The organism is Flavobacterium sp. TS_SC_5 (genome assembly GCF_056156265.1).
On sequence record NZ_CM149588.1, the window covers coordinates 216,682 to 232,846 of the forward strand.

Below are 16,165 nucleotides of genomic sequence, written 5' to 3' on the forward strand. Positions count from 1 at the left end.
ATTGATTGTAGATTTATGACTTTCTTAAATCATTAAACTATTACCTCGAATTACTTCTCTAAACTTTAAATAAAATTTTAAAGTGCTATTTACAAAACCATTTGGGTCTTAGTAAAAAATCGGAACGGTTTACGGGTATAAATCCTAAAAACTTTTATAAATGAGTAATCAGCCCCAATAAAAATTGAGACTGATTACTTCAACTATTATCTATTCTTCTAAACGAATGTCAAGTCCAAGACCTTTCAATTCATGCATCAATACATTGAATGATTCAGGTAATCCTGGTTCTGGCATAGATTCACCTTTAACGATTGCTTCGTAAGTTTTTGCTCTACCAATAACATCATCAGACTTCACAGTCAAGATTTCTCTAAGAGTACTTGATGCTCCATAAGCTTCAAGTGCCCAAACTTCCATCTCTCCAAAACGTTGACCTCCAAATTGAGCTTTACCTCCAAGTGGTTGTTGTGTAATCAACGAGTATGGACCTATAGAACGTGCGTGCATTTTATCGTCAACCATGTGTCCAAGTTTCAACATGTAGATAACTCCTACTGTTGCCGCTTGATGGAAACGCTCTCCTGTACCACCATCATATAAATGTGTATGTCCAAAACGTGGTATTCCAGCTTCGTCAGTCAATTCATTAATTTGATCTAAAGTTGCTCCGTCAAAAATTGGTGTAGCAAATTTTCTACCCAAGTTCATACCAGCCCAACCAAGTACCGTTTCATAAATTTGACCAATGTTCATACGTGAAGGTACCCCTAATGGGTTCAACACAATATCAACTGGGGTTCCGTCTTCAAGGAAAGGCATATCTTCATGACGAACGATACGAGCAACAATACCTTTGTTACCGTGACGTCCCGCCATTTTATCCCCAACTTTCAGTTTACGTTTTTTGGCAATATATACTTTCGCTAATTTCAAGATTCCTGCTGGCAATTCATCTCCAACAGTAATAGTGAATTTCTCTCTACGTAATGCACCTTGTAAATCGTTCAATTTAATTTTATAGTTATGAATTAAATCATTAACCATTTTATTAGCTGCATCATCAGCAACCCATTGACCTTTACTTAAGTGAGCAAAATCTTCAACAGCATAAAGCATTTTTTGAGTATATTTTTTACCTTTTGGTAAAACTTCCTCACCCAAATCATTCATTACACCTTGAGATGTTTTTCCGTTTACGATCAAGAAAAGTTTTTCTACTAATTTGTCTTTTAATTCAACAAATTTAACTTCAAACTCCATTTCAAGTGCCCCTAAAGCATCCTTGTCCTGAGTACGTTTACGTTTATCTTTTACTGCTCTTGCGAACAATTTTTTATCTAAAACAACACCATGTAAAGAAGGAGATGCTTTTAGTGAAGCATCTTTTACATCACCTGCTTTGTCCCCGAAAATTGCACGAAGCAATTTCTCTTCTGGAGTAGGATCTGATTCCCCTTTTGGAGTAATTTTTCCGATAAGAATGTCACCAGGTTTAACCTCGGCTCCAATTCTAATCATACCATTTTCATCTAAATCTTTTGTAGCTTCTTCAGAAACGTTCGGTATATCGTTCGTTAATTCTTCGTTACCTAATTTAGTATCTCTAACTTCTAATGAATAATCATCAACGTGAATAGAGGTAAAAATATCGTCACGAACTACTTTTTCAGAAATTACAATCGCATCCTCGAAGTTGTACCCTTTCCATGGCATAAATGCAACTTTTAGGTTTCTTCCTAAAGCTAATTCACCATTTTGAGTCGCATATCCTTCAGATAATACTTGTCCAGGAACCACTCTATCCCCTTTTCTTACGATAGGTTTAAGGTTGATACTTGTACCTTGATTGGTTTTTCTAAATTTAATTAGATTGTATGTTTTCTCATCTGGCTCAAAACTCACCATTCTTTCTTCCTCAGAACGATCGTACTTGATAGTGATGATGTTTGCATCTACGTATTCTATAACTCCATCTCCTTCAGCATTTATCAATACTCTAGAGTCAGAAGCTACTTGACGCTCTAAACCAGTTCCAACAATAGGAGCTTCAGGACGAATTAATGGTACGGCCTGACGCATCATGTTAGATCCCATCAAAGCTCTATTCGCATCATCATGTTCCAAGAAAGGAATCAAAGATGCAGAAATCGAAGCAATTTGGTTAGGAGCAACATCCGTGTAATCTACTTTTGTTGGTTCAATTACCGGGAAATCACCTTCTTGACGTGCAATAACGTCTTCGGCAGTAATTTTACCAGTAGTATCCATTTTTATGTTTGCCTGAGCAATTAACATTCCTTCTTCTTCTTCTGCACTTAAGTAAACTGGAGTAGACACTAAATCTACAACTCCGTTAGTTACCTTACGGTATGGTGTTTCGATGAAACCCATTCCATTTACTTTAGCATAAACACCAAGAGATGAAATCAAACCAATGTTTGGTCCCTCAGGAGTTTCAATTGGGCATAAACGTCCGTAATGCGTATAGTGAACGTCACGTACCTCAAACCCTGCTCTCTCTCTCGAAAGTCCACCTGGTCCTAGTGCAGATAATCTTCTCTTGTGCGTAATCTCGGCAAGTGGATTCGTTTGATCCATAAACTGAGACAACTGGTTTGTACCAAAGAAAGAGTTAATAACAGATGATAATGTTTTGGCATTAATCAAATCTATTGGTGTAAACACCTCGTTATCTCTAACGTTCATTCTCTCACGAATAGTTCTCGCCATACGCGCTAAACCAACACCGAATTGTTGAGACAATTGTTCACCAACTGTTCTAACACGACGATTTGATAAGTGATCAATATCATCAATCTCTGCTTTAGAGTTGATTAATTCAATCAAATATTTAACGATAGTTATGATATCCTCTTTGGTCAAGACTTGCTTTTCCATTGGAGTATCTAACCCTAATTTTTTATTAATTCTGTAACGACCTACTTCACCTAAGTTATAACGTTGGTCAGAAAAGAATAATTTATCTATAATACCACGTGCCGTTTCTTCATCAGGCGGTTCAGCATTACGTAATTGTCTGTAGATATGTTCAACAGCTTCTTTTTCAGAGTTTGTTGGATCTTTTTGCAACGTATTATGAATGATTGCATAATCACCTTGATTAGCATCTTCTTTATGTAACAAAATAGATTTAACGTTAGAATCAATGATTTCTTCCACATTATCTTTGTCGATAATAGTATCTCTATCAAGGATTATTTCGTTACGTTCGATAGAAACTACTTCACCAGTATCTTCATCTACGAAATCTTCATGCCATGTATTCAATACGCGAGCAGCTAATTTTCTACCGATATATTTTTTAAGTCCTGTTTTAGAAACTTTAATTTCTTCTGCAAGATCAAAAATTTCAAGGATATCCTTGTCTCTTTCAAATCCAATAGCACGGAATAAAGTAGTAACCGGTAATTTTTTCTTTCTGTCGATATACGCATACATTACGCTGTTTATATCTGTAGAAAATTCTATCCAAGAACCTTTAAAAGGAATTACTCTGGCAGAATATAATTTTGTTCCATTTGCATGGAATGATTGACCAAAGAAAACACCAGGAGATCTGTGTAATTGAGAAACAACTACACGTTCAGCACCATTAATAACAAAGGTACCGCTTGGTGTCATATAAGGAATTGTACCAAGATATACATCTTGAACAATAGTTTCAAAATCTTCATGTTCTGGATCTGTACAATACAGTTTCAACCTTGCTTTTAAAGGCACACTATAGGTAAGACCTCTTTCTATACATTCTTGAATTGTGTAACGAGGTGGATCCACAAAATAATCAAGGAATTCCAATACAAAGTTATTTCTTGTATCAGTAATTGGGAAATTTTCCATGAAGGTATTGTAAAGCCCTTCGTCGCCTCTTTCGTCAGATTTAGTTTCTAATTGAAAAAAATCTTTAAACGATTTAACCTGAACATCTAGAAAATCTGGATAGTCAGGAATGTTTTTTGTTGAGGCAAAATTCAATCTTTCAGTCTGATTTGTTATCATCAATGGACAAAATTTTGATTAAAAAAGTAATTTTTTTTGTACAAATATGGATTTATTTATACTTTTCTTTTACAACCATTACATCTTTTAAAAACCAATTTAAGATAACTACTTTCTTATTATCTGTTAATTTTTTTTCCTCGTAATGGGTAAAATGAATTTGTTTAAAAGACTAAACCGCAATTGAGCAAGCTAGACTTTTGTTATACGAAAAATGGTTTAGGTCATTGGGTGACTCCCAAGACCTAAACCTAATTCCTTAAACTGAGTTTAACTATTTAAGTTCAACAACAGCTCCAGCTTCTTCTAAAGATTTTTTAAGACCTTCAGCCTCTTCTTTAGAAACACCTTCTTTCACATTACTTGGTGCACTATCAACTACATCTTTAGCTTCTTTCAAACCTAAACCTGTAAGTTCTTTAACTAATTTTACAACTGCTAATTTAGAAGAACCAGCTTCTTTTAACACAACTGTAAATTCTGTTTGAACTTCTTCAGCAGCAGCTTCACCACCACCTGAAACTACTACAGCTGCAGCAGCTGGCTCGATTCCGTACTCATCTTTTAATATTGTTGCTAATTCGTTAACTTCTTTTACTGTTAGGTTAACTAATTGTTCTGCGAATTGTTTCAAATCTGCCATTTTTTCTATCGTTTTAAAATGATTTGTAAAAATATAATTTATTTATTGTGCGCGTTTTTAAATAAAATTAGAGTAAAACCCTACCTTTATTATGCTTCCACTTCTTCTGTAGCCTCTTCACTTTTTGCGAATTGGTTTTGAAGAGCAGAAATAACTCTTTGTGCTGGTGACTGCAATAATCCAATAAGTTCGCCTATAAGCTCTTCTTTAGATTTAATAGTTGCTAGTGCATCTAATTGATCGTCTCCAATATAAACTTCAGAGTTAATATAAGCTCCCTTTAATACAGGTTTAGCTGATTTTTTTCTGAAATCTTTGATTATTTTACCAGGAGAGTTAGCTATGTCAGAAATGAATATAGCACTATTACCAGTCAAAACTGAAGGTAAATCTCCATAATCATTAGCTGAAGCTTCCATTGCTTTTGCAAGCAAAGTATTTTTAACTACTTCTAATTTTATACCTGCTTTAAAGCAAGCTCTTCTCAAGTTTGAAGTTGATTCTGCATTCATTCCAGAAATATCAGATACATAAACAATGTTTGTACCAGCTAACTGTGCAGTTAAAACTTCAATCGCGATTGATTTTTCTTCTCTAGTCATACTAAAAATTTTTAACTACCAATTATACCGCTTTAGGGTCCAATGCAATTGCAGGACTCATAGTACTAGTTAGGTAAATACTTTTGATGTAAGTTCCTTTAGCAGCAGTTGGCTTAAGTTTGATTAATGTTTGAATAATTTCGTGCGCATTGTCAACGATTTGCTCGCTTCCAAAAGAAATTTTACCAATTCCTGCATGCACAATACCAGTTTTGTCAACTTTAAAGTCAATTTTACCAGCTTTAACCTCTTGAACAGCTTTTGCAACATCCATAGTTACAGTACCTGTCTTAGGGTTAGGCATTAAACCTCTAGGTCCTAAAATACGACCTAATGGACCTAATTTACCCATAACAGAAGGCATTGTGATGATAACATCAACATCCGTCCAACCGTCTTTAATTTTTTGTAAATAATCGTCAAGACCTACATAGTCAGCACCAGCTGCTAAAGCTTCCGCTTCTTTGTCTGGAGTAACCAATGCTAATACTTTAACGTCTTTACCAGTTCCATGAGGTAATGTTACCACACCTCTAACCATTTGATTCGCTTTTCTTGGATCTACACCCAAACGTACTGCGATATCAACAGACTCATCAAATTTTGCAGAAGCAACTACTTTTATCAATGCCGCAGCATCTTTAAGAGAATATAGTTTGTTCTTTTCAATTTTTGAAGCAGCCTCTTTTTGCTTTTTTGTCAATTTTGCCATGTCTTTCTCTTAATTAAAAAGGAGAATCTCCTGATACAGTTATACCCATAGACCTAGCAGTTCCAGCAATCATGCTCATAGCAGATTCGATTGTGAATGCATTTAAATCTACCATTTTATCTTCAGCAATTGCTTTGATAACGTCCCAAGTAACGCTTGCTACTTTTTTACGATTTGGTTCACCTGATCCTGACTTTAGCTTTGCAGCTTCCAATAACTGGACAGCAGCTGGAGGAGTTTTTACAACAAAATCAAATGATTTGTCTTTATACACAGTAATTTGTACTGGGCATATTTTGCCGGGTTTATCTTGAGTTCTGGCATTAAATTGCTTACAGAATTCCATGATGTTTACCCCAGCAGCTCCTAAAGCAGGTCCAACCGGTGGCGACGGATTCGCAGCACCTCCCTTAACTTGTAGTTTAACTACCTTACTAATTTCTTTAGCCATTTTTTAAAAAATTTAACACTACAATCATTGGAAGCGATTGCAATGGATATTATAGATGTAACAAAAAATTATACTTTTTCAACTTGCATAAAACTCAACTCTAACGGTGTTTTTCTTCCGAAGATTTTAACCATTACTTCTAGTTTACGCTTTTCTTCATTAATTTTTTCAACAGTACCGTTAAATCCATTAAAAGGTCCATCAATAACCTTAATTGTCTCACCGATATTGAAAGGAATTGAACGCGTGTCTGTATTTACAGCTAACTCATCAACTTTACCTAACATTCTGTTTACTTCTGAAATTCTTAACGGAACTGGTTCTCCACCTTTTATCTCACCTAAAAAACCAATAACACTTGTTATGGATTTAATAATATGCGGTATTTCACCAACAAGATTCGCTTCAATCATAACATAACCAGGAAAATAAACCTTATCTTTAACGATTTTTTTCCCTTCTTTCACAGTAACGACTTTTTCAGTAGGAACTAAAACCTGAGAAACATAATCACCCATTCCTAATCTTGCGATTTCGGTTTCGATGTATGCTTTAACTTTATTCTCTTGGCCACTTACCGCTCTAACGACATACCATTTTTTAACATTTACATCTGCCATAACAAAAAAATTAAGCTTTTATCCAGTTAAAAAATCCAGCTAAAGCTTTCGCGAAAATTTCATCAACTCCCCATGTTCCCAAGGCAAACAAAACTGAAAAAACAGCCACAACAATCGTGAGACGTTGTACCTCAGGCCATTCCGGCCAAGTTACATTTGATTTCAACTCTTCAAATGCTTCTGATATGTAATTTACAACTTTTGTCATTGTGATATATTTTTTTGCACGGGCGGAGGGATTCGAACCCCCATCAACGGTTTTGGAGACCGCTATTCTACCCTTGAACTACGCCCGTTAGTTAAAAGCCAGCGACTTTTCAGTTATGAAAATCAACTGGCTTTATATAATTTTTAGGAGATTAACCTACAATTTCAGTAACTTGTCCAGCACCTACAGTTCTACCACCTTCACGGATAGCGAAACGTAAACCAACGCTCATTGCGATTGGGCTTAACAAAGATACATTGATAGTTAAGTTATCTCCTGGCATTACCATCTCTACACCTTCTGGCAAAGTAATAACTCCTGTTACATCAGTTGTACGAACGTAAAACTGTGGACGGTAGTTATTATGAAATGGAGTATGACGTCCACCTTCTTCTTTTTTCAAGATATAAACCTCAGCTTTGAAAGTTGCGTGTGGCTTAACAGAACCTGGCTTAATGATAACCATTCCTCTTTTGATAGATTCTTTATCAACACCTCTTAACAACAAACCTACGTTGTCTCCTGCTTCACCTCTATCAAGGATTTTACGGAACATCTCAACTCCTGTAATAGTAGAAGTTAATTTTTCAGCTCCCATACCAATGATTTCAACAGCATCTCCTGTATTAGCAATACCAGTTTCGATACGACCTGTAGCAACAGTTCCACGACCAGTAATTGTAAATACATCTTCAACCGGCATTAAGAATGGTTTTTCAGTATCACGGATTGGCTCTTCGATCCAAGAATCTACAGCTGCCATTAATTCAATGATTTTTGGTACCCAAGCTGGATCATTATTCAATCCACCTAAAGCAGAACCTTGAACAACTGGACAATTATCACCATCATATTCATAGAAAGACAATAAGTCTCTAATTTCCATTTCAACAAGCTCCAATAATTCCTCATCATCAACCATATCCACTTTATTCATGAATACAACCATTCTAGGAATACCAACCTGACGTCCTAAAAGGATATGCTCACGTGTTTGAGGCATTGGTCCATCAGTTGCAGCTACCACAAGAATAGCACCATCCATTTGAGCAGCTCCTGTAACCATGTTTTTTACGTAATCCGCGTGACCTGGACAGTCAACGTGAGCGTAATGACGATTAGCAGTTTCATACTCAACGTGAGATGTATTAATTGTAATACCTCTTTCTTTTTCTTCAGGAGCATTATCAATTTGATCAAATGATTTTGCTTGACAGTAACCAGCATCAGATAAAACTTTTGTGATTGCTGCCGTTAATGTAGTTTTTCCGTGATCCACGTGCCCAATTGTACCAATGTTTAAGTGGGGCTTGTTACGGTTAAAGGTTTCTTTTGCCATTTTACTTAATTTTAATCTTGTTATATATTAATTTCTATTTCCTACTTACTTGAGCCAACTACGGGAATTGAACCCGCGACCTCTTCCTTACCAAGGAAGCACTCTACCTCTGAGCTAAGTCGGCAGAACCCCTTATCAAAGAGTTTAAATCGCAATACTCAGACTATTAAATCCACACCATTGCAATCTAAGATTAATCCTTGTGGGGAGAGCAGGATTCGAACCTGCGAAGTTCACACAGCAGATTTACAGTCTGCCCTCGTTGGCCGCTTGAGTATCTCCCCTACTTTTTTTATCATCAAACCTTTACAGTCTTGAGCCGGCGGAGGGACTCGAACCCACGACCTGCTGATTACAAATCAGCTGCTCTAGCCAACTGAGCTACGCTGGCGAATCAATAAAAAAAGTCCGCTATTTCTAACGGACTGCAAATGTAGAGATTTTATCTCTCAATCAAAACATTTTTTCAAAAAAATTTATATTAAATATGAGAACTTATCTTTTCTTTTCTTTTTAATAACATTCGTTCTAGAGATTCTGCCGAAAGTTCCACGGCCTCTTCAAAAGTTTTACACTGTTTTTTTACTAGAAATTCATCTCCTGGAACGTTTATTTTCACCTCCGCAATTTTATTCTCTTTATCACTTGTCTTTTCAACTTTCAAAAAAACATCCGCTGACACGACTTTGTCATAATACTTTTCCAACTTGTCCATTCTTTCTTGAACAAAATCTACTAGCTTTTTGTCAACAGCAAAGTTAACTGCATGAACACTTACCTTCATAATCATCTTTTTTAATTGTTACACACCAAATCACTTTCTTCCCCGCGGATGCGCATCTTTATATATATTCTTCAGTTCCGCTAAACTGTTGTGCGTATATACTTGAGTAGATGCCAAACTGGAATGTCCCAATAATTCTTTCACCGAATTCAAATCTGCTCCATTATTTAATAAATGTGTCGCAAATGTATGTCGCAAAATGTGAGGACTTTTTTTTACTTTTTCAGAGACAGTACTAAAGTAAGAATTTATTAATCGATACACAAAAGATTCATTTAATTTTAACCCTTTTTTTGTGAGAAAAAAATAATCATCATCAACCATAACCAACAACGAGTTTCTTTCTTTTACGTATAAAGAAAACTGATCTGAAATTATTGGCAACACAGGAAGAACACGCTCTTTATTTCGCTTCCCTAACACCTTAATTGTACTAGATGACAAATTAACATTATCCATTTTTAGATGAATCAATTCTGCTCTTCGCACTCCTGTAGTATACAACAAATCAATTATGAGCTTATTCCTAACCTCTTCAAATCCGACCGTGTTTTGCATTTGATCCAAAACAGCCGTCATTTCCTTTTCAGAAAAAGGAATCTGTATTATTTTAGGAATTTTAAGCGCTTTGTGTTTCAACAGCGGACTAACTTCTATCTGTTTTGTTTTTAATAGAAATTTATAAAATGCTTTTAAGGATGCAATTTTTCTATTCACCGAAACATTTGATACTGAATCATCAACTAATGAAACAATCCAATTTCTAATTTGACCGTAATTCACTCGTTCGATATTTTCCTGATCAAAATGAATTTTATTGAATGACTCAAAAGAATTAATATCGTTGCAATAAGCTGTTATTGTATGAGGAGAATATTTTTTCTCTAAACAGAGATAATCTCGAAATGCATCTGTATTTGTAGACATAAAAAAAACCGTTAGCATCAAAGTTATAAAATTTTGATTACTAACGGTTTTTTATTTAATGGAATCGACTAACTTTCTAAGTTATCTCTCATATTTTGGATATAAGCCGCTTTTTGAATTTTGATTCTATTTGTAACTGAAGGCTTAATAAAAGCAGTACGCGCTCTTAATTGACGAACAGTTCCTGTTTTATCAAATTTTCTTTTGTAACGTTTTAACGCTCTATCGATATTTTCTCCGTCTTTAATTGGTATAATTAACATAATATAGACACCCCCTTTCTTTAAGTTTGCAAAAGTAGGATAATAAAGCGAACTTACAAGTATTTGCATAATTTTATTTATTTTTATCAACTAAATAAAGTTTATGTGGTTTATCGTAATTTTTATTCTACTGCTATTTGCAAGTATTTTACCCTATATGCCACTGACACATTGGTTCTATAGGTTTTTTGAGTTTGGGAAAATTCAAATACTTATTTTACAGAGTACAGCTTTAATCTTTAGCTTTATCTTGATAGATGAATCTGATGTTTGGATACCTATTCTTCAGCTATTGACTTTAATAAGTATTATAGACCATCTTGCAACTCTTTCCAAATACACTTCTTTTCACAAATCAGTACAAAAAGAACCTTGTAATATTTCTTCAGAAATAATTACAGTCCTTTCGGCAAACGTATTTCAAGAAAACAAAGAATATGAAAAATTTATAGCTCTAATTAATAAATACAATCCGGATATTTTTTTAACCATGGAATCTGATAAAAATTAGGAAAAAGCACTCTCAGTTTTGAATCACAAATACAAATACAATGTTAAAGTCGCCTTGAATAATACGTATGGCATGCATTTATATTCTAAATTAAAAATAACAAATCACAGCGTTCATTACTTTGTAGCGGATGATCTTCCCAGCATTGAGGCAAAAATAAGAACTGGAGACAATTTTGAATTTACTTTCTTTGGCGTCCATCCACCACCGCCAAGTCCTACTGAGGAAAAAAATTCCAAAGAGCGTGATGGAGAGCTTTTGAGTATCGCAAAAAAAATAAAACAAAACGCTGATACTTGTGTTGTAGTTGGGGATTTTAACAATGTGGCTTGGGCAAAATCCTCCATCTTATTTAGAAAAACCAGCGAGACTATAGACGGAAGAATTGGCAGAGGATTTATCTCCAGTTTTCATACCAAATACTGGTTTCTAAGATTTCCTATTGACTTGATGTTTCACACGTCAGATGTATTTATTGATGAATTAAAAAGTTTAGAACATTTCGGATCTGATCATTTTCCGATATATGCAAAATTTTTCATCAACAAGAAGACATCTGAACAAGAACATTTAACAGAAAACTTAGAAGAGGGAGAACACGAGATTGTTCAAGAAATAATTATAGAAGGCATAAATGAAAAAAGCGACAATCGTAACTGATTGTCGCTTTTTTTATGATTTTAAAAACACTTGCGCTTTCAACAAATTTCTATAAATCGCTATTTTTTTAATTTCAGTAATTCCTCTCCGAAGAGAAATAATTTAGAAATTATTCAACATTCGCTATCATTTATCTGAATTGATTATCGGCGAGCTATTATTTCACAGCTGGCTCATAATTTTGATTATCAATGATCATTTTGCCTAAAATCTCTTTAAGAATTTCTGAAGTTCCTCCGCCTATTGGTCCTAGACGACTGTCTCTAAACAAACGCGCTAATGGATATTCCTCCATATAACCATAACCACCTAACATTTGCAAACAGCTGTAAATAGCATCATCTGCAACTTTTGTAGATTTCAGTTTAGCCATAGTTGCCTCTTTTACAACGTACTCCCCTTTACCTAAACGAGCAACTGCAGCATAGTTAAACACCTTACAATGTTCTACCTCTGTAGCATGCTCAACAAGTGTATGTCTCAATGCTTGAAACTTACTGATTTTTTTTCCGAACGCTTCTCTATGCGACATGTAATCTATTGTATAATCTATCGCATATTCAGCTCTAGCATGTGCATTTATAGCCATAATTAAACGCTCCAAAGCAAAATGCTGCATGATATAAGGAAACCCTTTCCCCTCTTCACCCATTAAGTTTTCTACTGGAATCTCTACGTTATCAAAGGCTATTTCAGCTGTATCTGATGCTCTCCAACCTAATTTATCTAACTTGACAGCAGATATACCCTTTAAACCAGTATCCATCAGAAAGATGCTAATCCCTTTGTTACCAAGTTCAGGATTAGTTTTTGCTGCAACAATATAATAGTCTGCATAAACACCGTTTGTAATAAATGTTTTAGAACCATTAATAATATATTTGTCTCCTTGTTTCACAGCATTAGTGCGCATCCCTGCAACATCACTGCCTCCAAAAGGCTCTGAAATACATAAAGCTCCAATTTTCTTTCCAGCAATACTTGGTACTAAGTAGTCTTGCTTTATTCTTTCATCACCTTCTGCATTCAAATGGGTCATCGCTAAATATCCATGAGCCCACATTGCAGCAGCAAAACCTGAAGACTTGATTTTCTGTAATTCTTCTAGAAAAATAACGGTGTAAAATAAATCGAGATTTAGACCACCATAAGCTTCCGGGTATGCAATACCAAAGTAGCCCATCTCGCCAAATTTCTCCCAAATAAAACGCTCTATTGTACCTGTTTTTTCCCACTTTTCAATATGCGGAACAACTTCTTTCTGCAAAAAATATTTTAAACTTTCTCTAAATGCTTGGTGTTCTTCAGTGAAATAATTTGAATTCATATATTATATAATTTTTTTTTAACAAATGGTATTAATTGAAACATAATGATATAGCTATGCCTCAGATTTCTTTTTTTTACGGTTAAAATAATTAGTGAATAGAAAAGTAATGCATCTATTTTAAAATGCATTATAATATTGCTGTCAATAGCCAAAAATTTGACACTTCTAATTAAAGTCCAAATATAAGCCAATTATATTCGCTCTATCAACAGGAAATCCCTTAATTTTTGTTAAATCCTCAATATTTTTAATATTTCCATTCATACTCCGGTATGTTACTATTTCCTTAGCCAAGGAGTATCTGAAATAATAAAATTGAGCAAGTTCCTTTAAAGACGCGTTATTAATATCAATTTTCTTAAAGTCAGGAAGAATTGAAACTTTGAAATGACTATTCAAATTTTCGATTACTTCGGGAGATAATCCCCAAACCTCTTTCATTTGCTCCATGGAAACAAATCCTCCTAAAGTTTCTTTTTGTTTCAAAATCCGAACAGAAATCGCTTCGCCAATTCCATAGATTTTCACTAAATCCTCTTTTGTTGCCTGATTTATATCAATAAGAACAATTTTTTCTTTTTTGGCGAAAGCCTGATTTTGATACGATGTATATTCTTTAAATTTAGTATTGTATTTTTTATTATTTACCCAATCCGGAAATTTAAAATAAGGAGCCATGACATGTAGCAAGGAATCTGAGACTTTTGTCACATTTTGAAATTCTTGAGGTGAATTTACGTATTTATTTTCTTTTCTAAAAGCCAGCAAACGATCAATCTCCTGAACTGACATTCCCAACTTATATCCTTTATAATCCGTTATAAAATTAGGGTTGAAAAGATATATTTTCGGTTTGCTATTTTTAGTATCCATTTTAAGAGAATCCATTTCAGACTGGAGAGAAAGCCATTTTTGTTTCTCAGGATATTCTTTACTCACAGCGCTAAAATCAACAAAAAAAAATACGAGTTGCATTACGACAATAACTAGAAACAAAAAGAAAATACCTGTGCGCTGTTCCTTGGTGAATTTAAAATAACTTTGAATCGATTTGAAACTCATGTTGTATTGATGGATTTGCACGTTGAAATAATGAGTCTAAAATTAGAAATAAAATTAAGATAAAATAACTTTGAAAATAAAAATATTTCAAATGAAAATTAACATTTTCAATAGACCCTTTTTATACGAAATGAATATTAAAAAAGGCAATACATCACTTTTTACAACTTAAAATTCATTTATTGTTTTTATTTTTTATAAAAAACAATACATTTGGAGCTTAATAACAAACAAAACCATATAACCCATGTCAATTTGGAAAACTAAACCACTTTCGGTATTGCTAAATGAAGCATCAGAATCTGAAAAAGGATTAAAAAGGACTTTGTCTTCACGTTCATTAGTAGCACTTGGAGTTGGAGCAATTATTGGAGCAGGATTATTCTCATTAACAGGTATTGCCGCCGCAGAACATGCAGGCCCGGCAGTTACACTATCATTCGTTTTAGCCGCTGTAGGATGCGCATTTGCGGGACTTTGCTATGCTGAATTTGCATCCATGATACCAGTAGCAGGTAGTGCTTATACCTACTCTTATGCTACAATGGGAGAATTTATGGCTTGGATCATTGGATGGGATTTAGTCCTTGAATATGCCTTAGGAGCTGCAACAGTTGGTGTGAGTTGGTCGCGTTATTTACTAGAATTACTAAACAAATATGGAATACATCTCCCCCATAATTTGATATGCTCGCCTTGGGAAACTTTAAAATTAAGCGATGGAACTATTATAGAAGGCGGTATGATAAACCTACCGGCAATTTTTATTGTTTCTATGTTATCACTATTATTAATAAGAGGAACAAAAGAATCTGCTTCAATAAACAACATTTTAGTTGTAGTAAAAGTAATCGTAGTTATCATGTTTATCGTTTTAGGCTGGAGCTTTATTGACACTGCAAATTACACTCCGTATATCCCAGAAAACACTGGTGTATTTGGAGAATTTGGCTGGTCAGGAATTGCCGCTGGAGCTGGAACTGTATTCTTTGCATTCATTGGTTTCGATGCTGTATCTACAGCTGCACAAGAAGCAAAGAACCCACAAAAAGGAATGCCGATTGGTATTTTAGGATCATTAGTGATCTGTACTATATTATATGTCTTATTTGCACACGTAATGACTGGACTTGTACCCTACGGTGAATTTGCAGGAGATGCTAAACCAGCGGCAACAGCATTTGCCAGAACAGGATATACCTTTTTACAAACTGGTTTAATAGTAGCCATTTTAGCGGGATATACTTCTGTAATGTTGGTAATGTTAATGGGACAGAGTCGTGTTTTCTACACCATGAGTAAAGATGGTTTATTACCTTCATTCTTTAGTGATATTCATTCTAAATTCAGAACACCATGGAAAACAAATCTTTTCTTTATGGTATTTGTAAGCCTTTTTGCAGGTTTCGTACCCGTAAGTGATTTGGGCCACATGGTAAGTATAGGAACATTGTTAGCCTTCGTATTAGTATGTATTGGAGTATTAGTAATGCGTAAAAAAATGCCGGACGCACCAAGATCATTCAAAACACCGTTCGTTCCTTATGTTCCAATTGCAGGAATATTAATCTGTTTGGCATTGATGTATTCATTACCAAATGAAAGCTGGGCTAGGTTAATCATCTGGATGGCATTAGGAGTTGCTATCTATTTTATCTACGGAAAGAAAAATAGTAAATTGAATAATCCTGACAAGTAGACTCATATCATAATCAAAAAAGGGATTATAAAGTATTCAACTACTTTATAATCCCTTTTTCTATTTTAAATATTTTTACAAATCAAAAACAGAGGTGCGTTTTGCCCGAATCAAATCCTTCAATCGAATCCAGAATGCAAGCGTTAAATAAACGGCAAACCACAGTCCAGCGGTAACGAAAGATAAATAAATAAAAAAAAGTCGGACACTACTCGCACGCATTCCTAAAGTATCCGCCAAACGGGAGGAAACATGAAAACCGTGTTTCTCAAAAAAAAACTTGAGCTTTATAATTACTGCCATTTTAAAAAATTATTAGGTATGTGCAAAA

At 34.6% G+C, this 16,165-nt stretch carries 17 protein-coding genes and 4 tRNA genes; 3 read left to right on the top strand and 18 right to left on the bottom strand.

Features of this window, described 5'->3' with window-relative positions:
* Positions 1–210 precede the first annotated feature (210 nt).
* The 15 genes from rpoB to rpsU all read right to left on the bottom strand — a co-directional run bounded on the left by rpoB (position 211) and on the right by rpsU (position 10,572).
* Positions 211–4,023, bottom strand: coding sequence for a DNA-directed RNA polymerase subunit beta (gene rpoB / locus AC0J6S_RS00940; RefSeq protein ID WP_131908568.1), 3,813 nt, complete (start codon positions 4,021–4,023; stop codon positions 211–213).
* 274 nt (positions 4,024–4,297) lie between these two features.
* Complete coding sequence (gene rplL, locus AC0J6S_RS00945; protein ID WP_091202326.1) at positions 4,298–4,666, bottom strand: 50S ribosomal protein L7/L12; 369 nt, start codon at positions 4,664–4,666, stop codon at positions 4,298–4,300.
* Between the two features lie 89 nt (positions 4,667–4,755).
* On the bottom strand, positions 4,756–5,268 hold the full coding sequence (gene rplJ / locus AC0J6S_RS00950; protein WP_474955031.1) for a 50S ribosomal protein L10: 513 nt from the start codon (positions 5,266–5,268) through the stop codon (positions 4,756–4,758).
* Positions 5,269–5,290: 22 nt separating this feature from the next.
* Positions 5,291–5,980 carry a 50S ribosomal protein L1 gene (rplA, locus tag AC0J6S_RS00955; RefSeq protein WP_039109061.1) on the bottom strand — a complete coding sequence of 230 codons (690 nt, stop codon included), beginning with the start codon at positions 5,978–5,980 and terminating at the stop codon, positions 5,291–5,293.
* 13 nt (positions 5,981–5,993) lie between these two features.
* A complete protein-coding gene (rplK, locus tag AC0J6S_RS00960) occupies positions 5,994–6,431 on the bottom strand; it encodes a 50S ribosomal protein L11 (protein ID WP_035639405.1) in 438 nt (145 codons plus the stop codon).
* 68 nt (positions 6,432–6,499) lie between these two features.
* Positions 6,500–7,051 carry a transcription termination/antitermination protein NusG gene (gene nusG / locus AC0J6S_RS00965; protein ID WP_474955032.1) on the bottom strand — a complete coding sequence of 184 codons (552 nt, stop codon included), beginning with the start codon at positions 7,049–7,051 and terminating at the stop codon, positions 6,500–6,502.
* A 10-nt stretch (positions 7,052–7,061) separates the two neighbouring features.
* A complete protein-coding gene (gene secE, locus AC0J6S_RS00970; protein ID WP_474955033.1) occupies positions 7,062–7,259 on the bottom strand; it encodes a preprotein translocase subunit SecE in 198 nt (65 codons plus the stop codon).
* A 17-nt stretch (positions 7,260–7,276) separates the two neighbouring features.
* A tRNA-Trp gene (locus tag AC0J6S_RS00975) sits at positions 7,277–7,347 on the bottom strand.
* Between the two features lie 63 nt (positions 7,348–7,410).
* Complete coding sequence (gene tuf, locus AC0J6S_RS00980) at positions 7,411–8,598, bottom strand: elongation factor Tu (protein ID WP_113665256.1); 1,188 nt, start codon at positions 8,596–8,598, stop codon at positions 7,411–7,413.
* 52 nt (positions 8,599–8,650) lie between these two features.
* Positions 8,651–8,722: transfer RNA gene (locus AC0J6S_RS00985), tRNA-Thr, on the bottom strand.
* Between the two features lie 79 nt (positions 8,723–8,801).
* Positions 8,802–8,882 (bottom strand) — tRNA-Tyr (locus AC0J6S_RS00990).
* A gap of 33 nt (positions 8,883–8,915) precedes the next feature.
* Positions 8,916–8,989: transfer RNA gene (locus AC0J6S_RS00995), tRNA-Thr, on the bottom strand.
* Positions 8,990–9,079: 90 nt separating this feature from the next.
* Positions 9,080–9,382, bottom strand: a complete 303-nt coding sequence (gene hpf / locus AC0J6S_RS01000; protein WP_474955034.1) for a ribosome hibernation-promoting factor, HPF/YfiA family — start codon at positions 9,380–9,382, stop codon at positions 9,080–9,082.
* Positions 9,383–9,412: 30 nt separating this feature from the next.
* A complete protein-coding gene (locus AC0J6S_RS01005) occupies positions 9,413–10,309 on the bottom strand; it encodes a tyrosine-type recombinase/integrase (protein WP_474955035.1) in 897 nt (298 codons plus the stop codon).
* A 68-nt stretch (positions 10,310–10,377) separates the two neighbouring features.
* Positions 10,378–10,572: a 30S ribosomal protein S21 gene (gene rpsU / locus AC0J6S_RS01010; RefSeq protein ID WP_035670421.1), complete on the bottom strand. Its 195-nt coding sequence runs from the start codon at positions 10,570–10,572 to the stop codon at positions 10,378–10,380.
* A gap of 103 nt (positions 10,573–10,675) precedes the next feature.
* On the opposite strand from rpsU, the gene AC0J6S_RS01015 reads away from it, so the two are divergent.
* Both AC0J6S_RS01015 and AC0J6S_RS01020 read left to right on the top strand, forming a co-directional pair.
* Positions 10,676–11,083: a hypothetical protein gene (locus AC0J6S_RS01015; protein WP_474955036.1), complete on the top strand. Its 408-nt coding sequence runs from the start codon at positions 10,676–10,678 to the stop codon at positions 11,081–11,083.
* Positions 11,084–11,101: 18 nt separating this feature from the next.
* Entirely contained in the window at positions 11,102–11,743 is a 642-nt protein-coding gene (locus AC0J6S_RS01020; protein ID WP_474955037.1) for an endonuclease/exonuclease/phosphatase family protein, read from the top strand.
* Positions 11,744–11,900: 157 nt separating this feature from the next.
* Here AC0J6S_RS01020 and AC0J6S_RS01025 read toward each other — a convergent pair whose 3' ends face one another.
* Both AC0J6S_RS01025 and AC0J6S_RS01030 read right to left on the bottom strand, forming a co-directional pair.
* A complete protein-coding gene (locus AC0J6S_RS01025) occupies positions 11,901–13,070 on the bottom strand; it encodes an acyl-CoA dehydrogenase family protein (protein WP_474955038.1) in 1,170 nt (389 codons plus the stop codon).
* 168 nt (positions 13,071–13,238) lie between these two features.
* On the bottom strand, positions 13,239–14,135 hold the full coding sequence (locus AC0J6S_RS01030) for a ComEA family DNA-binding protein (protein ID WP_474955039.1): 897 nt from the start codon (positions 14,133–14,135) through the stop codon (positions 13,239–13,241).
* A gap of 247 nt (positions 14,136–14,382) precedes the next feature.
* Here AC0J6S_RS01030 and AC0J6S_RS01035 point away from each other — a divergent pair, with 247 nt between their 5' ends.
* The gene (locus AC0J6S_RS01035; protein WP_474955040.1) at positions 14,383–15,834 is read left to right on the top strand and encodes an amino acid permease; all 1,452 of its coding nucleotides are present in this window, start codon (positions 14,383–14,385) and stop codon (positions 15,832–15,834) included.
* A 75-nt stretch (positions 15,835–15,909) separates the two neighbouring features.
* Here AC0J6S_RS01035 and AC0J6S_RS01040 read toward each other — a convergent pair whose 3' ends face one another.
* The gene (locus AC0J6S_RS01040) at positions 15,910–16,137 is read right to left on the bottom strand and encodes a PspC domain-containing protein (protein WP_474955041.1); all 228 of its coding nucleotides are present in this window, start codon (positions 16,135–16,137) and stop codon (positions 15,910–15,912) included.
* Between the last annotated feature and the right edge of the window lie 28 nt (positions 16,138–16,165).